We start from the raw sequence: 18139 nt of genomic DNA, 5'->3' as shown, positions 1-18139 counted from the left end.
GGGAGGCAGGTGCGGAATCGCACACCGCGGCGGTCTCTCCTGCTCCGGTTGAAATGCGGCAGGAAAGAGACTTGGCCGTTCTCTCCCGGTTGAGACCGGACTCGACTTGACCGTTTCGGATCGGCCTGTGGCGGGACGGGCACAGGTCCCGTCATCCACAGGCCGAGACGGCTTTCGCGCCTGCGAAAAGCGCCGGAGACTTGTGTTCTGTTAAAGGTTTACTAGCCGCGGGCCTGCCCCAGCCACGCACCCGCGAAGCTGAACACGGCCTCGCCGTGCTGGTTCACCCCGGTGGCCGCGTGGCTGACCACGCCCCAGCCCGGGCGCGACCGTGAGGGACGCGCCTCGGTCAGGGTCAGGGCGAAGCGGATCGTGTCACCGATATAGACGGGCTTGAGCCATTTGAGGTCCCGGAAGCCCGGCGACGGCCCGCTCGCCGGGATCGTCGCGCCGCTCGCCAGCGCCTCGGCCCGGCCCCGGTCGCGGGCCGCCACCATGCGGCTCATCCAGGCCGCGGCGGTGTGCCAGCCCGAGGCGCACAGGCCGCCGAAATGGGAGGCGCGCGCCGCCGCCTCGTCGATGTGGAAGGGCTGCGGGTCGAAGGCGCGGGCGAAGGCCAGCACCTCCTCGCGCTCGAACCGGTAGGGGCCGAGGTCGTAGGTCGTCCCGACCGGCAGATCCTCGATGAAGCCCGCCGGGAAGGCGTCGCCAGGGTCGGACAGGTCCGGCTCCGGGGCCTGCCGTTCCGGCAGGACTCGCGGCGGCAGGGGGGCGGCCCCGCGCCGGCCAAAAATCACCCAGAAATCCTGGGTCATGACGCGCTCGCCGCCCCCTTCGAGGAGGTCGAGCTGGAAGCGCACGAAGCCGCGATCCGGCTTCGAGGCGGAGGGGCGGCTCTCGCGGACCACGAGGCGCATCGAGAGCGCGACGCCCGGGCGCACGGGCCGCAGCCAGCGCACCACGTCGATTCCCGGCGAGCCCATCGAACTCGCCCGCAGCATCAAGGTGTCGGCCATCAGCCGCATGCCGATCGCGCAGCTGTGCCAGCCCGAGGCGATCAGGCCGCCGACCGCGCTGCCCCGCCCCGCCTCCTCGTCGAGGTGGAACGGCTGCGGATCGTAGGCGCGGGCGAAGGCCACGATGTCCTCGCTCGTGACCGTGACCGGACCGCCAGTGAGGGTGACGCCGGGGGCGAGATCCTCGAAGTGATAATGCTGCATGAAGGCCGGCCCGCGGCAGGGGAAGGGACCGGCACGGCTAGCACCCGCGGCGGCGGGGAGCCAGGGGGCTCTGGCCGGAGGGGCTCAGGACAAGGCTCAGGTGAACACGCCCGCCGCCTTGTGGGCTTGGCGGATCGGCTCGGGCAGCCGGAATTTCGGAGCGCAGGCGAGCACCAGCGCCACCGCGCTCGGGATGTCGGCGAGGTGCCCGGGCGAGATGAAGAGCGGGTGCGTGCCCGTCCGCGTGCGCACCACCGCCCCGATCGTCTCGGCCCTGTCGACCAGGGGCACGTGGGCGCCCTTCTCCTCGGGCAGGGGCGCGTTGCGGCCCACCAGCCGGGTCTTGCCGCAGCCGATGGTCGGGCGCTCCAGCCACAGGCCCAGGTGGCAGGCGATGCCGATCCTCCGCGGATGCGCGGTGCCCATGCCGTCGAACAGGAAGACGTCGGGCTCGGTGTCCAGGCGCCTGAAGGCCTCTTCCAGCACCGGCCCCTCGCGGAAGCTCAGGAGGCCGGGGATGTAGGGAAACGGCGTCGGGCGCTCCGCCGTGACGGTCTCGACGACGCGGAACTCGGGGAAGGTCGAGACCACGATGGCGGCCTGCGAGCGCCCCTCCTTCACGCTCACGTCGACCCCCGCGACGAGCCGCACGGCCGACAGATCGATCGGCCGGTCGGTGACGAGGTCGGCGGCGAGCCGCTTCTGCAGCGCCACCGCCTCGCCCGGGGTCACGTCCCAGGCGTGACGCGGGTGAAGGCGCATCGGTCAGTTGGCGAAGCGGAAGTGCAGCACGTCGCCGTCCTGCACCACGTACTCCTTGCCCTCCAGCCGCAGCCGGCCCGCCTCGCGCGCCCCGGCCTCGCCCTTGAGGCTCGTATAGTCGGCGAACGCGATCGTCTCGGCCCGGATGAAGCCCTTCTCGAAGTCCGTGTGGATCACGCCCGCCGCTCCGGGCGCCCGCGTGCCCTTGGTGACGGTCCAGGCCCGGGCCTCCTTCGGCCCCGCGGTGAAATAGGTGATCAGGCCGAGCAGGTCGTAGCCCGCCCGGATCACCCGGTTGAGGCCGGGCTCGGTGAGGCCCACCGCCTCCAGGTACTCGGCCTGCTCGGCCGGCGGCAGCACCGCGATCTCGCTCTCGATCTTGGCCGAGACCACCACGGCCTTGGCGCCCTCCTCGGCCGCGCGGGCGAAGACCGCCTGCGACTGGGCGTTGCCGGACTCCGCCGAGCCTTCTTCCACGTTGCAGACGTAGAGGACGGGCTTGGCCGTCATCAGGCCGAGCTGGGAAAACAGCCGCTCCTCCTCGGGCTTGCGGACGACGAGGCGGGCGGGCTTGCCCTCGCGCAGGAGCGGCAGGGCGCGCTGCACGAGGTCGAGGGTCTCCTTCGCCTCCTTGTCGGCGCCCTTGGCCTTCTTCTCCAGCGCCGTGACGCGTTTCTCCAGGCTGTCGAGGTCGGCGAGCATCAGCTCGGTCTCGATCGTCTCGATGTCGGCGATCGGATCGACCTTGCCCTCGACGTGGGTGACGTCCCCGTCCTCGAAGCAGCGCACCACGTGCGCGATGGCGTCGACCTCGCGGATGTTGGCGAGGAACTGGTTGCCGAGTCCCTCCCCCTTCGAGGCGCCGCGCACGAGGCCGGCGATGTCCACGAAGGTCAGCCGCGTCGGCACGATCTCCTTCGAGCCCGCGATCGCCGCGAGGTCGTCGAGGCGCGGGTCGGGCACCGCCACCTCGCCGACATTCGGCTCGATGGTGCAGAACGGATAGTTCGCCGCCTGCGCGGCGGCGGTCTGCGTCAGCGCGTTGAAGAGCGTCGACTTGCCGACGTTCGGCAGGCCGACGATGCCGCATTTGAAGCCCATCGGTTCATTCCATTGCTCGGGAGCGGCCGGCCCCCGGCGTTGCGCCCCTGATTGCCGTGACGAAGGATCGGATCAAGCCTGTCGCTCGCCGACGCGCTTCACCTCGTCCCAGCCCCGCCCCTGCATGGCGAGGTGGACCTTGTTCTGAAAGCTCGCATCCTCGCCCGCGGCGAGCACGCCGGCATGGTCAGCCACCGCGTCGCAGAGGTCGTCCACCCAGGGCCGCTCCGCCTTGGCGAAGTCGTTGAGCACGTAGGCGTGCACCAGCGCCTTGTCGCCCGGATGGCCGATGCCGAGGCGCACGCGCCAGTACTCGTTGCCGCACAGCGCGGTGATCGAGCGAAGGCCGTTGTGGCCGGCATTGCCGCCGCCGCGCTTCACCCGCAGCTTGGCGGGTGCGAGGTCGAGTTCGTCGTGGAAGACCACCACGTCGTCGAGCGCCACCTTGTAGAAGCGCTGCGCCTCCGCCACCGACCGGCCGGATTCGTTCATGTAGGTCTCGGGCTTGAGCAGCAGCACGCGCTCGGTTCCGAGCACGGCCTCGCTCGCCTCGCCCTGGAACTTGCGGCGCCAGGGCGCGGCGCGGTGGCGCCGCGCGATCGCGTCGAGCGCCATGAAGCCGATGTTGTGCCGGTTGCCCGCGTAGCGGGAGCCGGGATTGCCGAGGCCGACGAACAGCCGCATGGCGCGAGGGCTCCGCGAACGGCGAAACGCCCCGGCGCGAGGCCGGGGCGTTCCGGATGAAGGTTGGGAGAGGGCCCTGAGAGCCTCAGCCCTCGTTGTCCTTGGCGGCCTCCTCGGCGGCCTCCGACGCGGATTCGGCCCGGGCGGCCTCGGCCACTGCGGCCTCCTCGGCCTCGACCTCGGCGCCGAGCACCGTCGGCGGCACGATCGTGGCGACCGTCTCGCCCGCGTCGATCGCCAGGGTGGCGCCGGCCGGCAGGGTCAGGTCGGAGACGTGCACGACGTCGCCAATATCTTTGCCGGTGAGGTCGACGTTGATCGCGTCGGGGATCGATTCCGGCGCGACCTCGAGCGGCAGGGTGTGGAGCACGATGTTGAGCGTGCCGTCCTTCTGCTTCAGGCCCGGCGCCGCGTCCTCGTTGATGAAGTGGACCGGCACCGCGACCTCGATCGTCTGGCCGGCGGTCACGCGCAGGAAGTCGACGTGCAGCGGGAAGTCCTTGACCGGGTCGAGCTGGTAGTCGCGCGGGATCGCCCGGACCTTGCGGCCCTCGACCTGGATCTCGAACACGGTCGACAGGAAGCCGCCGCCGTAGATGAGCTGGTTGGTCTGGTTGGCGTCGAGCGAGATCGACTGCGGCGACTGGCCGCCGCCGTAGATGACGGCGGGCACCCGGCCCTGGCGACGAACGGCCCGGGCGGCCCCCTTGCCGACCCGGTCGCGTGCCACGGCCTCAAGCGGCTTCACGGCGCTCATGGCGTGATCCTTCAGGAATGTGGTGGTGTGGCTCAAACGCCGAAGGCCGCCCCGATCGAGAGCGGCCTTGTGAACCGACGTCGCCGCGCCCCGGCCTCCAAGGGTGTCCGGTGGGCGCGGCCGGGCTTATAGCGGCGCCCTCCGTCCCTGGCAAGCCGGGCGCGGGCCGCGCGGCCCCCGGGATCTGTGGCATTCGCGGCGATCCGGCAAGGCACCCGCAACCACGCGCCGCGATGGCGTGACGCCGCACGGGGAATCCTTAAGCAGACCGGCCGGAGCATCCCCCCGTCGCGGACAAATGGAGTGTTGCGATGACCCGCCCGCTGCACTGGGCCTTCGGCGTACTGGCGGGAGCGGTCGCCCTCGGGGGCGGCACGGCCGAGCGCGTGGCGCACCTCTTCGGCCAGACCCCCGCCCCGGCCGCCGCGGCGGTCAATGGATCGGGTGCCGGAACCGCGCTCACCGTCACCCTGCACCAGGACCTCGCCGGCCACTACACGGTGCATCCCCTCGTGGAGGGACGCCGCGTGCGCATGATGGTCGACACGGGCGCCACGCTCTGCGCCTTCACGCAGGACGACGCCGAGCGCGCCGGCATCCGCCTCGACCCGCGGGCCTTCACCAAGCCGATGGGCACCGCGAACGGCGTCGTGCGCGGCGCGCCGGTGCGAATCGCCGAGATGCAGGTCGGCGGCATCACGGTGCGGGACGTCGAGGCCGTGGTGCTGCCGCGGGGCCGGCTCGGGACGAGCCTGCTCGGCATGTCCTTCCTGCGCCGCCTGCGCGGCTTCGAGGTCGAGGCGGGCCGCCTGACCCTGCGGGGCTGATCCGGGGCGCCGCGAGGCGCCCCGCCCGCGATGTGCACACCTGAGACAGGTCATCCGACCCGTCGCGGGTTGACACCGCGCCTGAGCGGAGCTGCTATAAGAACAAATAGGGAACATGAACCGTGCAGCCGCCCGTCGCCCTCTCCGCCTTGCGTCGCGCCGTCATGGCGCTGGAGCCGGGCGTGGCCAAAGCCGCGGCGAGGCCGTTCGCGACCGGGTTGGACGACCTCGACGCGTGGCTCGGGGGCGGCTTGGCCCGCGGCGTCCTGCACGAGGTCCATGCCGGTCACGCGCGCCATCCCGCTGCGGCGACCGGGTTCGGCCTCGGCCTGGCGCTGCGGGCCGCGGGCGGGCGCCCGCTCATCTGGGTCCGCCAGGATCCGGTCGAGGCGCGGGTGGGAGGGCTCTACGGCGACGGACTCGCCGCCTACGGGCTCGATCCGTCCCGCCTCGTCGTCGTGCGGGCGCGGGATCCGACCGGGGCCTTGCGGGCCGTGGACGAGGCCGCGCGCTGCACCGGCCTGGGCGCGGCCCTCGTGGAGATGGGCGGATCCCCGAAGAACCTCGATCTCAAGGCGAGCCGGCGGCTGACGCTCTCCGCGCGCGCCTCGGGGGTGACGCTGGTCATGATCCGGCTCGACGCCAGCGCCTGTCCGAGCGCGGCCACGACCCGCTGGAGCGTCGCGTCCGTGGCCTCGGCGCCCTTCGAGGCGCAGGCGCCCGGCCGTCCCGCCTTCGCGGCGACCCTGCTGCGGCACCGGGCGGGGCGCCATTCCCGCACCTGGCACCTGGAATGGGACCGTGACAGCCTGCGCTTCTCAAGCCCCGTCGCTGCTCCGGCCGCAACCGCGCCGCTACCTCGCACTGTGGTTTCCGTTCCTGCCGTCGGACCGGGTCCGGTCGAGGACGCTGCGGGACGGCGCCGCGCAGGATGAGCCCCTCGTCCTCGTGGCGCAGGATCGGGGCGCCCTGAGGCTCGCAGCCGTCAGCCGGCAGGCGACGACCCTCGGCCTCAGGCCGGGCCAGACCCTCGCCGACGCCCGCGCCCGCATCCCCGACCTCCTGGCCATCGACCAGGACCCGGCAGCGGATGCGGCGCTGCTCGGCCGCATGGCCGAGGCCTGCGACCGCTGGACCCCGCTCGTCGACCTCGATCCGCCGGACGGGCTCGTCCTCGACGTGACCGGCTGCGACCACCTCGTCGGCGGCGAGGCGGCGTTGCGCGTCCAGAGCCTGCGCCGCTTCCGCCAAGCCGGATACGCCGCCTGCGCCACCATCGCGGGCACGCCCGATGCCGCCCGCGCGCTGGCCCGGTTCGGCCGCGCCGGGTCGGTGCCGCCGGGGGGCGAGGCGGAGGCCGTCCGCTCCCTGCCGGTCGCGGCGCTCGGGCTGCCGAAGCGGACGCGCGCGGCCCTCGCGCTGGCCGGCCTGAAGCGCCTCGGCGACCTCGCCGGCCTGCCGAGCCAAGTCCTGGCGGCCCGGTTCGGCGAGGAATTGGGGACGCGGCTGCGGCGGGTGCAGGGCCTGGAGGATCGCCGCATCACGCCGCTGCGGCCGCGCCCCGCCTGCTGGGCGGACGAGGTCTTCGCCGACCCCCTCACCCACCGCCCCGCCCTCGCGGCGGCGCTGCAGCGGCTGGCGGGTCAGGTCGCACAGCAGCTTGAATCCACCGGCGAGGGCGGCCGTGCCTTCGAGGCCAGCTTCTTCCGCAGCGACGGTGCGGTGCGGCGCATCGGCATCCGGACCGGCCGACCCCAGCGCGACCCCGAGGCGATCCTGCGCCTCCTGCGCGAGCGGCTGGACGCCCTCGCCGACCCCCTCGATCCCGGCTTCGGCTTCGACCGCGTCCGGCTCGCCGTGACGCTCGCCGAGCCGCTGGCGCCGCTCCAGCCGCGCCTCGACGGGGAAGCGGACCACGAGGACGCCGTCTCCGACCTCGTCGACCGGCTGGTGGCGCGCTTGGGAGCAGCCCGCGTGCTGCGCTTCGTGGCGGCCGACACGCACGACCCCCTGCGCTCGTCGCGCCTCGTGCCGACGGGGGAGACCGCGCCATCCGCGCCCTGGCCCGTCCCCGAGCCGAGCGAACCCCCGGCGCGGCCGCTGCATCTGTTCGATCCGCCCCAGCCCGTCGAGGCGCTCGCCGAGGTGCCGGACGGGCCGCCCCTGCGCTTCCGCTGGCAGGGTGTCCTGCACACCGTCGTCCATGCCGAGGGGCCCGAGCGCATCGCCCCGGAATGGTGGCGCGAGCCGGCCGCCCCGACGCGGGACTATTACCGGGTCGAGGATGCGCAGGGGGGCCGCTTCTGGCTCTTCCGCGCCGGGCTCTACGAGCGCGAGAGCGGGCGCCCGCGCTGGTACCTGCACGGGCTGTTCGCGTGAGGGACGATGTCCCGCCCTACGCGGAACTCGTCGCCGCGACGAATTTCTCCTTCCTGCGCGGGGCCTCGCACCCGCAGGACATGGTGCTGACGGCCCTCCTGCTCGGCCAGACCGGCATCGGGATCGCCGACCGCAACTCGGTCGCGGGCGTCGTGCGCGCCTACGCGGCCCTCCGGGAGCTGCGGGCGCAGGGCGCGCCGCTCCCGGCGGCGATCCTGGAAGGTTCGGGACCCGGCGAGATCGCGTATCCCGCCGCGGTCCCCGACCCGGCGGCGCGCGAGGCGCTGAGGCGCCGCGCCGCCTCCTTCACGCTCGCCGTCGGCGCGCGACTGGTCTTCGCCGACGACACCCCGGACATCGTGGCCTATCCGGCGGACCGGGTCGGCTGGGGGCGCCTGTGCCGCCTCCTCACCCTCGGCAACCGCCGCGCCCGCAAGGGCGCCTGCATCCTCCACCGCGACGACCTGCTGGCGGATGCGGGCGGGCTGCTGCTCGTCGTCCTGCCGGGGAGGCGCCTCGACGGGCTCAGCCTCATCCTGGACCGGCTCGCGCGCGCCGCGCCCGGCGCCGTCTGGCTCGCCGCCGCCCTGCACCGGCGCGGCGACGACCGCCGGCGGCTGTCTCGCCTCAAGACCCTGGCGGGCGAGGCGGGCCTGCCCCTCATCGCCGTCAACGACGCGCTCTACCACGAGCCCGGCGCCCGCGACCTTCAGGACGTCATGACCTGCATCCGGGAGGGCGTGACCGTCGAGACGGCGGGCCGCCGGCTCGACGCCAATGCCGAGCGCCACCTCAAGGCCCCGCAGGAGATGGCGCGCCTGTTTCGCGAGGCGCCCGAGGCGGTCGCCGAGACCCAAAACCTCCTCGCCCGGGTCGGCTTCACCCTGGCCGAACTGCGCTACGACTATCCAGACGAGCCCGTCCCGCCGGGCTGGAGCGCGCAAGGGTGGCTGGAGGAGCAGACCCGGCGCTGCGCCGCCCTCCGCTACCCGGACGGTATCTCCGACAAGGTCGCGGCGCTCTTGCGGGCGGAACTCGCCCTCATCGCCAAGCTCGACTACGCCCGCTACTTCCTGACGATCCTCGACATCGTGCGGGTGGCCGAGGACCGAGGCATCCTCTGCCAGGGCCGTGGCTCGGCGGCCAATTCCGCCGTCTGCTACGTGCTCGGCATCACGGCGGTCGATCCGAGCGCGCACGATCTCCTGTTCGCGCGCTTCATCTCGGAGGAGCGGCGCGAGCCGCCCGACATCGACGTCGATTTCGAGCATGAGCGGCGCGAAGAAATCATCCAGCACATCTACGCCCGCTACGGCCGGCACCGGGCCGGAATCGCCGCGACTGTGATCCGCTACCGCCCGCGCAGCGCCATGCGCGAGGTCGGCAAGGCGCTCGGCCTCACCGAGGACGTCACCGCCCGCCTCGCCTCGACCCAGTGGGGGAGCTTCGGCGCGCGGATCCGCAACGCGCATATCCGGCAGGCGGGGCTCAATCCGGAGAATCCGTCCATCGCCCGCGCCCTCGGCCTCGCCCGGCGCCTGCTGGGCTTCCCCCGCCACCTCTCGCAGCATGTCGGCGGCTTCGTGCTGACGCGCGGGCGCCTCGACGACACGGTGCCCATCGGCAACGCCGCGATGCCCGAGCGCACCTTCATCGAATGGGACAAGGACGACATCGACGAACTCGGCCTGATGAAGATCGACGTGCTGGCGCTCGGGATGCTGACCTGCATCCGCAAGGCCTTCGACCTGATGCGCGCGCACGGGCTGGGTGAGCACGACCTCGCCGGCATCCCGCAGGAGGACCCGGCCGTCTATGCCATGCTGCAGAGGGGAGACTCGATCGGGGTGTTTCAGGTCGAGAGCCGGGCGCAGATCAACATGCTGCCGCGGCTGAAGCCGAACACGTTCTACGACCTCGTGATCCAGGTGGCGATCGTGCGGCCGGGCCCGATCCAGGGCGACATGGTGCACCCCTACCTGCGCCGCCGGGCTAAGCTGGATCCGGTGACCTTCCCCTCCCCGGCGCCCGGCAAGGGCGAGCCCGACGAACTGCAGGGGGTGCTGGAAAAAACCCTCGGCGTCCCCCTGTTCCAAGAGCAGGCGATGCGGCTCGCCATGGTGGCGGCCGAGTTCAGCGACGTGGAGGCCAACCAGCTCCGCCGGGCCATGGCAACCTTCCGCCATGTCGGCACCATCCAGACCTTCGAATCCCTGATGGTCGAGCGCATGGTGGCGCGCGGCTACGCGCGGGACTTCGCGCAGAGCTGCTTCGAGCAGATCAAGGGTTTCGGCTCCTACGGCTTCCCGGAGAGTCACGCGGCCTCCTTCGCCAAGCTCGTCTACGTGTCGGCCTGGATCAAATGCCATCACTCGGCGGTGTTCGCCTGCGCGCTCCTGAACGGGCAGCCGATGGGTTTTTACGCCCCCGCGCAGATCGTGCGGGATGCGGCCGAGCACGGGGTGGAGATCCGCCCGGTCGACATCAACCACAGCCGTCACGACACCATTCTGGAGCGCGACGGCGCCGGGCGGCTGGCCCTGCGCCTCGGCTTCCGGCAGGTCGACGGCCTCGGCGCGGCGGATGGCGAGCGGGTCGCCGCGGCGCGCGGCGCGCCGTTCGGCGACATCGAGGATTTCGCCGCCCGCACCCGCCTGTCCCGGCCCGCCCTGGAACGGCTCGCCGCGGCCGACGCATTCCGCTCGATCGGCCTCGACCGGCGCGCGGCGCTCTGGGCCGTGCGCCGCCTGCCCGACGACGCGCCCCTGCCGCTGTTCGCGGCGGCGCAGGCCCGCGAACTCGGACCCGAACCGGAGGTGAGCCTGCCCGAGATGTCCCTCGGCGCGCATGTGGCGGCCGACTACCAGTCGGTGCGGCTCTCGCTCAAGGCGCACCCGATGGCGATCCTGCGGCCGGTCTTCCGGGCCGAGCGGGTGGCGAGCTGCGCCGAGACGGCGTCCCGGCCGGACGGGGCTCTCTGCCGCAACGCGGGCATCGTGCTGGTGCGCCAGCGCCCCGGCGCGGGCAACGCCATCTTCATCACCCTGGAGGACGAGACCGGCATCACCAACGTGATCCTGTGGGCGCGCACCTTCGAGCGCTTCCGCCGCGAGGTGATGGGCGCGCGGCTCCTCCTTGTGGAGGGCCGGGTGCAGAAAAGCCCGGAGGGCGTGACGCATCTCCTGGGCGAGCGCATGGTCGACCGCAGCGCGGAACTCGCGCGCCTGTCGGAGGATCACGATCCTCCCGTCGAGCCCACGCGCGCCGACGAGGTCGCGCATTCCCCGCGGCCGCGCGGCCCGCAGGGCCATCCCCGCGGCGTGCGGATCCTGCCGAAATCAAGGGACTTCCACTGATCCCGCGCATTGATCCCGCGCCGCCACGGATCAACCGGATGTCCGGGGCGTTGCCGGTGACCGTGCCGCCGTCATGGGCCGCTCGCGATCGGGATCGCGGCTTTTCACGCACGTGAATGCGGCTCGTCGGACTGGTCTGCATCGTCGCGCGGCGGTCGAGCCGTCGCACCGGCGGCCGACGGCAGGCCCGTTGCCCGCTCCATCCAGGCGGACCCGTGCATGACCAGCGATCCGAGTCCTCCCCCGCCAGCGCCGTCGGCCGACGATGCCGAACTCTTCCGCATCGTCGTCGAGAGCACTCTCGACTTCGCGATCTTCACCCTCGACGAGGCCGGGATCGTCACGAGCTGGAACGTCGGCGCCGAGCGCGTCCTCGGTCTCAGCCGCTCCGAGATGATCGGCCGACCGGCCGACGTGATCTTCACGCCGGAGGACCGGGCGGCCGGCATCCCCGAATTCGAGCGGCGCACGGCGCTGGCCGAGGGGCGGGCCGAGGACGAGCGCTGGCACCTGCGCCGTGACGGCTCCCGGTTCTGGGCCCAGGGCCAGCTTCTCCCGCTGCGCGACAGCGTCCCGGGTTTCGCCAAGATCATCCGCGACCGCACCGAGGCGTTCGAGGCCGAGCACCAGCTGCGGGAGAACGAGGAGCGCTTCCGCCTCCTCGCCACCAGCATCCCGCAGCTCGTCTTCCGCAGCCGGGGCGACGGCAGCCGCACTTGGGGCAGCCCGCAATGGGAGGCCTTCACCGGCCTGTCGGACGACGAGAGCCGCGCCTTCGGCTGGCTCGGCGCGGTGCATCCCGACGACCGCGACGCCACGCTGGCGGCGTGGCGCACCGCCCAGGAGACCGGCGCCTACCATGTCGAGCACCGCATCCGCTGGGCCGCGAAGGACGAGGACCGCTGGCACCAGACCCGCGCCCGGCCGCTCGCCCCGCTCGGCGACCGCCCGGTGGAATGGGTGGGGACCTCCACCGACATCCACGACCTGCGCCTTCTGCAGGACCGCCAGCAGATCCTGCTCGCCGAGCTGCATCACCGCACGCGCAACCTGCTCGCCGTCGTCCAGTCGCTCGCCCGCAAGACGATGCGGTCGAGCGAGACCCTGGTCGACTTCTCGGCGGAGTTCGAGCGCCGCCTGCGGGCCCTCTCCCGGGTCCAGGGCCTGCTCGCGCGCATGGATTACGACGCCATCGACCTGCGGACCGTCATCGAGGCCGAGCTGACCGCCCACGGCAGCGGCGGGACCGGCAAGGTCCGGGTCGAGGGACCGCCCGTCTCCCTGCCGGCGCCCGCCGCGCAGGCCCTCGCCCTGGGGGTGCACGAACTGGCCACCAACGCGGTCAAGTACGGGGCGCTCCACCACGAGAAGGGGCGCCTCGCCGTGACCTGGGAGATCGAGGCGGCGGGAGAGGAGCCCTGCGTGACGATCACGTGGCGCGAGAGCGGCATCGTCATGCCGGACCCGCGCGTGCCGCGGCGCAAGGGCTACGGCAGCGAGCTGATCGAGCGCTCGCTGCCCTACCAGCTGAGAGCCAGGACGAGCCTGGCCTTCGGCGCCGACGGGGTGATCTGCACGATCACCCTGCCGGTCCCGGCAACCGCCAAGGAGAACGGACGTGGCTGACCCGGACGCGAGCGGGCTGCAGGGGCTGTGCCTGCTGATCGTGGAGGACGACTGGCACATCGCCAGCGACCTCGCCGAGACCCTGGAGGGCGCGGGAGCCCGGGTGATCGGGCCGGTCGGCTCGGTGAAGGGCGCGCTGGCCCTCATCGCGGCGCAGGCGAGACTCGACGGGGCGGTGCTGGACATCAATCTGGCCGACGAGCTGGTCTACCCCGTGGCCGACGCGCTCGCGGCGCGCCGGGTGCCGTTCGTGTTCGCGACCGGCTACGACGCGGGCGTCGTGCCGGCCGCCTACGCCACCGTGACCCGCCACGAGAAGCCGGTGGATCTCGCCGCGCTCGCCGCCGACCTCGCCCGCAAGGCCCGGATGGGCTGAGTGCGGCCCTCGGTCCGTCGACGACGTCTCGGATTCGTCGGCGGACGTGATTGGCGGCAGGGCGCGCGTCCCGCGCGGCGGCGCGGCCTCCCGCCGACCGCGACCGCTCAGGAACGAGGCGCCGCCGCGTAGGGAGACAGCGCCCGCTTGAGGAAGCGGCCACGGCCGGGCGCTCCCAGGATGCGGCCCTCCTCGGCCACGACCTCGCCGCGCAGGATCGTCATGACCGGCCAGCCGGTGACGGCGATGCCCTCGTAGGGCGTGTAGTCGGCGCCGTGATGCATCAGCTCCTGCCGGATCGTCTCCTTCCGGTTCGGATCCCAGATCACGATGTCGGCGTCGAAGCCCGGCGCGATCGAGCCCTTCCCCGGATAGAGGCCGTACATCTTGGCGTGGTTGGTCGAGGTCAGGGCCACGAACTCGTTGAGGGAGATCCGCCCCTCGACCACGCCCTTGGAAAACAGGATCTGGAGCCGCGTCTCGACGCCCGGGATCCCGTTCGGGACCCAGCGGAACCCGGTGCGCGCCTTGGGGTTCAGCTTGCCCTGATCGCCCTCGTAGAAGAAGGGGCAGTGGTCCGAGGAGAATGTCTGGAAGACGCCGGTCCGGAGGCCTTCCCAGATCGCCTCCCAGCTCGCGTGGTCGCGCGGCGGCGGCGAGCAGACGTACTTCCCGCCGCTCTCGTCCATGTTGAGGCCCTTCAGGTCGTCGGCGGTCAGCGCGATGTACTGAGGGCAGGTCTCCCCGTAGACTTTCAGCCCCCTTTGCTGCGCCCAGCGGATCTGCTCCATCGGCTCGCGGCCCGAGACGTGCACGATCATGATCGGCACCTCGACCAGCTCGGCGTGGCTGATCGCCCGGTGGGTCGCCTCGCGCTCCACCGAGGCCGGGCGTGAGACGGCGTGGTAGTAGGGCGCGGTCTTCCCGGCGCGTTCCAGTTTCTCCGTCATGAAGCGGATCGCGTCGTAGCCCTCGCAATGCACCATCACGAGGGCCCCGCAATCCCGCGCGCATTCGAACACGTCGAGCAGCTGCCGGTCGTTCAGCACCAGATCGTCATAGGTCATGAAGACCTTGAACGAGGTGTAGCCGTCCCCCACCAGGGCGGGCAGCTCCTGCCCGAGCACGCTGGGTGTGGGGTCCGAGATGATGAGGTGGAAGCCGTAATCGCAGTAGCTCTTGCCGTCCGCCTCCCGGTGGTAGTCGAGCACGCTCTGCCGCAGGGGGGCGCCGCGGGGCTGGAGCGCGAAGGGCAGGACCGTCGTGGTTCCGCCCGCGATGGCCGAGCGCGTGCCGGATTCGAAGCCGTCCGCCATCGCCGGTCCGCCGAAGGCCGGCTGGGCGAGGTGGACGTGGCTGTCGATGCCGCCGGGCATCACCAGCAGGCCGCCGGCGTCGATCTCGCGCGCGCCGCCCGACAGGCTCTCGGCGACGGCGACGATCCGGCCGTCCCGGATCGCCACGTCGGCCCGGACCGTATCGGCCGCCGTCACCACGGTGCCGCCGCGAATGATCAGATCGTACGTGCTCATCCACCCTCTCCCTCGGATCGTCGCGTCGCCGCCTCGCGCGGGCGGTGCCGCACCCGGGAGGCTTCCCCACCGTCCTGCCCGGTCTCATTGCCTGTCCGGGCGGCGAACAGGATGCAGGACTTGGACCTTATGCGGCCATCCAGCCGCCATCGATCATCAGGTTGTTGATGGCGGCGACGCCGCTCGCCAGGAACAGCGCCGCCGGCGCGACATCGTCGGGAGGGCCGAAGCGCGGCCCGGGCGTGCGGCGGGCGCGGTCGAGCACCGCCTTGTCCACGGGTACGAGGGGTGATGGTGCCTGACCGACGATGACGCGTCAGGTGAAGGATGCACCATCACACTCCGGGACTGAGCACTCGAATTCCCGCCAGATCGAAACAACCTCGCCGGCAGCATGGATCTCCTCGGCGATTCTGCGCCGATGACGCATCATCTTCGATTCAGATCTGAAGCTTATCGGGCATGACGGTAACGAGCATCGGCATTGCGTCGCCGCTACGCCTTATCCAGGCTGTGCGAACGACGGGCAGCCGCCCATCCGGACAAGGAAATCGGCCAAGCACTTCCCAACGCTCGCCCCACTCATCCTCGTAGTGATCAACGATCGGATGAGATCGTCCATGCGATTCCAGCGCGCGAACAAGATCCAGGGGCTTGTTGCGGGAGAAACCGAACGCCTCGAAGAACGCACGCTTGCCTTTGCCGTCGACGTTCGGCAGGTCGCTCATCAGGTAGTGGGTGACCTTTTCCATGGGGCATCTGACAGAGGTCAGATATTCCCCAAGGGTTGGCACGCGCCTATTCCGAGACGGAGCGGATGGTGGCTGGCCGTACCGTCAGCAGTGCCGCGAAGGGTTGCTGGAACTCGACCATGAAAGCTTCGTGGTCGCCCAGGATCTCCACCACGGTGCCCCGGCTGCCGGCCGGCACGGACCGGCCCTGGCGGGTGCGCTCGGGGCGCAGCAGTTCCACCCGCTCGTACTGCTCGGGCAGACGAGGCGGGGCGGTCGTGAGCATGCGCGGATCGGAGACCATGGCGGAAAGGTAGCGCGCGTTTGCATTCATGCCAACGACGCGCACAGGCATGCGGTGACTGCTTCCCATTGATCTCGCGATGATCTGCCACCGCGGTCGTGCCAACCGTGAGCACGTTCCGATCGATGAACGTGATCGCGATACTCGCGACGAGGTCGCTCGCCACGATGATCCGGACGGTGCTCACGGGCGGTGTTCTCGCCTGAGCCGTCAGACCATCAGCAGGGCAGCCGCTCCCGTCCGATCGATGAGCACAGCCAGGAGGGCCGTGAGCGGAGCGGGAGCGCCAAAAACAAAGCCGAGGCGCCGGTACATCCGCGGTCGCCTCGGCTTCTGTATGCGCCGAATCAGTTCAGCGCTACGAACACAGAATCTCAGATTTCATCGTCCGGATCAACAACCGCGCCATGGCTCCGATGGCTTACTCCTTATGAAGCGCGGTCCGATGGCCGAGATGAACACGGCGACGAGCGTGCAGAATGCTCCTCATCAAGCCTCGAATACCGAGCGTGGCGACGATCCGACCGTCGATAGCAGCAGGAACCAGCGTGCAAACGCGACTGTGCCCGCGAGCTTTGCCCTCGCGGGCGAACCGTCATCGAACCGATGTACCGACACTGACTGACGGCCGCTCTCAGGCCGGGAAGACGCATCCGACCTGCGGATTGGTCTCGTTGTTGGCGTCGGCCCCCTTCCTGAGGGGTGCCGATTCCGAACCAGATCCCCACTGATGACAGCCGGCTTCTGCTCCGTGCGCGGCGCGGTCCCGCTCACGCGGGATCGAGCTGAGCGGGCACGAGCGAGCCGAGGAACCGGAACATCCCGAGCGACAGGCGCTCGTCCGCCCCGTGGGCCGCAGCGTCGGCCAGCCCCCGGGCGCATTCCGTCAGGGCGCCGGCCGGGTCCGTCCAGGCGCCCTCGACCAGCCAGAGCCAGCGCCCGGTTCCGGTCCGCACCTCGCGATAGGAGGCGACGCCGACGCCCGCCTGCGTGGCCGCCGCATCGTTCTCGCACAGATGCGTCGCGAGCGCCCCGGACATCGCCATCATCCGCGGCGCCAGCGCGGTCGCGAGCCATGCGCGCAGGCGCTCCGCCTCGCCGTCCCGGGGGCCGAGTTCGGCCACGAACAGGTCGCCGCCCATCCCGCGGGCGGCCGTGTGCGTGACGGCGCAGCCCATCCGGCTCATGCCGCGAAACAGCGGCAGGGCGGCGAGCGTGCGCGGCGTCGGATTCTCCAGCGACCGCAGGTAGGCCGGCGAGTGCAGGACGGCGGCTCCCTTCACCTCGTAGAGGGTGAAGTAGCGCCAGCCGGCCAGCCGCGCGTCGGTCAGGCTCTCGACGTAGCGGCGCGCGCGCAGGAAGCCCGGGACGGCGATGCGCTCGGGCAGGTGCTCGTGCGTGTACCAGTCGTTGAACTCGGCCTCGCGCCCGGGCTCGATGCCGCCCCACAGCGCCAGGGCCGCCTCGCCGAGGAGCCCGCGCGGCCGAGCCGCCGCGGTGTCGCTGGTCGTCGGCATCGGGCCTCCTATTCGAGGATGATCTTGCGCGTGAAGGCGACCGCGTAATCCGTCATCGCGTCGCAGCAGGCCGAGGCGCCGGCCTCGTCGCCGCGGCCGATCGCTTCGGCGAGTTCCGCATGCACCCGCGCCACCTCCATCAGGTCGCCGAAGCGGTCGTGATGGACGTAGAAGAAGCGGCGCGAGAGGGCGTGCAGCGGCGACAGCGCGCGGGTCGCGTAGGGGTTGCGGGCACACGCGCAGGTGAAGCGCTTCAGGGCGAAATGGACCCGCAGGTAGAGCAGCGGGTCGCGCTTCTCCCCGGCCTCGTGCAGTTCGACCGCGCTGTGCAGATGCGCCTCCCGCTCGGCCTTCGAGGCGCGCCGCGCCGCACAGACCGAGACCAGCCGCTCCAGCTCGCGGCGCGCGTCGAGCACGAGGAGCTGCTCGGCGACCTGCACCTCGGTGATCTTGATGCCGTGCCGCCGCAGCAGGATCACGAGGTGGTCGGCGGCGAGGCGCTGCAGCGCCTCGCGCACGGGGGTGCGCCCGATGCCGGTGCGCTCGCTCAGCGCCGCCTCGGACCACAGGCTGCCGGGCGGCAGCGTCGCGGTGACGATCAGCTCCTCCAGGGCGGCATAGGCCTGGTCGCCGAGGCGCGGCCCGGCATTGGCGGTAGGGGTATCGGCGAACGCGTCGAGGGAGAATGGCAAGGGTGACGGCAAGGGGGCACGAGGCTTTCGAGGATCGGGACCCTCGTGGTAGGCCGAATCAGCCCGCGGCGCCAACGCTCGCTCCTCCTGCGGCAGCGACGCGCTCACCCGAGGCGCGCCCCGTCGCGGTTCAGCCGCGCCCGCAGGTCCGCCCCCGCGATCGCCCGCGGCGCCACCCGCTCCAGCGCCGCGATCGCCGCCGCATGACCGATCGCGTGACCGTAGCTGAAACACTGCGCCGTCACCCGCGCCGACGCCACCGCCTCGTGCTCCGC

General features: G+C 71.8%; 18 protein-coding genes. 6 read left to right on the top strand and 12 right to left on the bottom strand.

Features of this window, described 5'->3' with window-relative positions:
- Positions 1–221 precede the first annotated feature (221 nt).
- The 5 genes from ACKUB9_RS24730 to ACKUB9_RS24710 form a co-directional block, all read right to left on the bottom strand.
- Positions 222–1220, bottom strand: a complete 999-nt coding sequence (locus ACKUB9_RS24730) for a MaoC family dehydratase (protein WP_407528084.1) — start codon at positions 1218–1220, stop codon at positions 222–224.
- A 96-nt stretch (positions 1221–1316) separates the two neighbouring features.
- Entirely contained in the window at positions 1317–1982 is a 666-nt protein-coding gene (nfi, locus tag ACKUB9_RS24725; RefSeq protein WP_407528081.1) for a deoxyribonuclease V, read from the bottom strand.
- A gap of 3 nt (positions 1983–1985) precedes the next feature.
- Positions 1986–3083 carry a redox-regulated ATPase YchF gene (gene ychF / locus ACKUB9_RS24720; protein WP_407528078.1) on the bottom strand — a complete coding sequence of 366 codons (1098 nt, stop codon included), beginning with the start codon at positions 3081–3083 and terminating at the stop codon, positions 1986–1988.
- A 72-nt stretch (positions 3084–3155) separates the two neighbouring features.
- Positions 3156–3767, bottom strand: coding sequence for an aminoacyl-tRNA hydrolase (gene pth / locus ACKUB9_RS24715; RefSeq protein WP_407528075.1), 612 nt, complete (start codon positions 3765–3767; stop codon positions 3156–3158).
- An 85-nt stretch (positions 3768–3852) separates the two neighbouring features.
- A complete protein-coding gene (locus ACKUB9_RS24710; RefSeq protein WP_407528071.1) occupies positions 3853–4524 on the bottom strand; it encodes a 50S ribosomal protein L25/general stress protein Ctc in 672 nt (223 codons plus the stop codon).
- 311 nt (positions 4525–4835) lie between these two features.
- Here ACKUB9_RS24710 and ACKUB9_RS24705 point away from each other — a divergent pair, with 311 nt between their 5' ends.
- The 6 genes from ACKUB9_RS24705 to ACKUB9_RS24680 all read left to right on the top strand — a co-directional run bounded on the left by ACKUB9_RS24705 (position 4836) and on the right by ACKUB9_RS24680 (position 13088).
- A complete protein-coding gene (locus ACKUB9_RS24705; RefSeq protein WP_407528068.1) occupies positions 4836–5351 on the top strand; it encodes a retropepsin-like aspartic protease family protein in 516 nt (171 codons plus the stop codon).
- 122 nt (positions 5352–5473) lie between these two features.
- Positions 5474–6286 (top strand): ImuA family protein, encoded by an 813-nt coding sequence (locus ACKUB9_RS24700; protein WP_407528065.1) that lies wholly within the window; start codon positions 5474–5476, stop codon positions 6284–6286.
- Between the two features lie 13 nt (positions 6287–6299).
- Complete coding sequence (locus ACKUB9_RS24695; RefSeq protein WP_407528062.1) at positions 6300–7730, top strand: Y-family DNA polymerase; 1431 nt, start codon at positions 6300–6302, stop codon at positions 7728–7730.
- Positions 7727–11086 (top strand): error-prone DNA polymerase, encoded by a 3360-nt coding sequence (locus tag ACKUB9_RS24690; protein ID WP_407528059.1) that lies wholly within the window; start codon positions 7727–7729, stop codon positions 11084–11086. The genes ACKUB9_RS24695 and ACKUB9_RS24690 overlap by 4 nt, the downstream gene beginning before the upstream one ends.
- Before the next feature lie 219 nt (positions 11087–11305).
- Positions 11306–12712: a sensor histidine kinase gene (locus tag ACKUB9_RS24685; RefSeq protein WP_407528056.1), complete on the top strand. Its 1407-nt coding sequence runs from the start codon at positions 11306–11308 to the stop codon at positions 12710–12712.
- The gene (locus ACKUB9_RS24680; protein ID WP_407528053.1) at positions 12705–13088 is read left to right on the top strand and encodes a response regulator; all 384 of its coding nucleotides are present in this window, start codon (positions 12705–12707) and stop codon (positions 13086–13088) included. The genes ACKUB9_RS24685 and ACKUB9_RS24680 overlap by 8 nt, the downstream gene beginning before the upstream one ends.
- Before the next feature lie 107 nt (positions 13089–13195).
- Here the strand turns inward: ACKUB9_RS24680 and hydA are convergent, their stop codons facing one another.
- The 7 genes from hydA to ACKUB9_RS24645 form a co-directional block, all read right to left on the bottom strand.
- Positions 13196–14620, bottom strand: a complete 1425-nt coding sequence (gene hydA / locus ACKUB9_RS24675) for a dihydropyrimidinase (protein ID WP_407528050.1) — start codon at positions 14618–14620, stop codon at positions 13196–13198.
- Between the two features lie 127 nt (positions 14621–14747).
- Positions 14748–14885, bottom strand: coding sequence for a hypothetical protein (locus ACKUB9_RS24670; RefSeq protein ID WP_407528047.1), 138 nt, complete (start codon positions 14883–14885; stop codon positions 14748–14750).
- 175 nt (positions 14886–15060) lie between these two features.
- Positions 15061–15414, bottom strand: coding sequence for a DUF6883 domain-containing protein (locus ACKUB9_RS24665; RefSeq protein ID WP_407528045.1), 354 nt, complete (start codon positions 15412–15414; stop codon positions 15061–15063).
- Positions 15415–15418: 4 nt separating this feature from the next.
- On the bottom strand, positions 15419–15706 hold the full coding sequence (locus tag ACKUB9_RS24660) for a hypothetical protein (RefSeq protein ID WP_407528042.1): 288 nt from the start codon (positions 15704–15706) through the stop codon (positions 15419–15421).
- Between the two features lie 719 nt (positions 15707–16425).
- Positions 16426–17172, bottom strand: a complete 747-nt coding sequence (locus ACKUB9_RS24655) for a hypothetical protein (protein WP_407528040.1) — start codon at positions 17170–17172, stop codon at positions 16426–16428.
- 8 nt (positions 17173–17180) lie between these two features.
- Positions 17181–17864, bottom strand: a complete 684-nt coding sequence (locus tag ACKUB9_RS24650; RefSeq protein WP_407528037.1) for a GntR family transcriptional regulator — start codon at positions 17862–17864, stop codon at positions 17181–17183.
- 104 nt (positions 17865–17968) lie between these two features.
- On the bottom strand, positions 17969–18139 hold a 171-nt coding region (locus ACKUB9_RS24645; protein WP_407528224.1), incomplete at its 5' end, for an FAD-dependent oxidoreductase.

It is taken from the genome of Methylobacterium oryzisoli, assembly GCF_046557895.1.
Taxonomy (GTDB): Bacteria; Pseudomonadota; Alphaproteobacteria; order Rhizobiales; family Beijerinckiaceae; genus Methylobacterium; species Methylobacterium oryzisoli.
This window is presented reverse-complemented; position numbering and strand designations above follow the sequence as displayed.

Excerpts from the sequence above, each read along its gene's own strand:
- ACKUB9_RS24710 (WP_407528071.1), bottom strand. The coding sequence starts at position 4,524 with ATGAGCGCCGTGAAGCCGCTTGAGGCCGTGGCACGCGACCGGGTCGGC.
- pth (WP_407528075.1), bottom strand. The coding sequence starts at position 3,767 with ATGCGGCTGTTCGTCGGCCTCGGCAATCCCGGCTCCCGCTACGCGGGC.
- ACKUB9_RS24685 (WP_407528056.1), top strand. The coding sequence starts at position 11,306 with ATGACCAGCGATCCGAGTCCTCCCCCGCCAGCGCCGTCGGCCGACGAT.
- ychF (WP_407528078.1), bottom strand. The coding sequence starts at position 3,083 with ATGGGCTTCAAATGCGGCATCGTCGGCCTGCCGAACGTCGGCAAGTCG.
- hydA (WP_407528050.1), bottom strand. The coding sequence starts at position 14,620 with ATGAGCACGTACGATCTGATCATTCGCGGCGGCACCGTGGTGACGGCG.
- ACKUB9_RS24705 (WP_407528068.1), top strand. The coding sequence starts at position 4,836 with ATGACCCGCCCGCTGCACTGGGCCTTCGGCGTACTGGCGGGAGCGGTC.
- nfi (WP_407528081.1), bottom strand. The coding sequence starts at position 1,982 with ATGCGCCTTCACCCGCGTCACGCCTGGGACGTGACCCCGGGCGAGGCG.
- ACKUB9_RS24655 (WP_407528040.1), bottom strand. The coding sequence starts at position 17,172 with ATGCCGACGACCAGCGACACCGCGGCGGCTCGGCCGCGCGGGCTCCTC.
- ACKUB9_RS24660 (WP_407528042.1), bottom strand. The coding sequence starts at position 15,706 with ATGCCTGTGCGCGTCGTTGGCATGAATGCAAACGCGCGCTACCTTTCC.
- ACKUB9_RS24730 (WP_407528084.1), bottom strand. The coding sequence starts at position 1,220 with ATGCAGCATTATCACTTCGAGGATCTCGCCCCCGGCGTCACCCTCACT.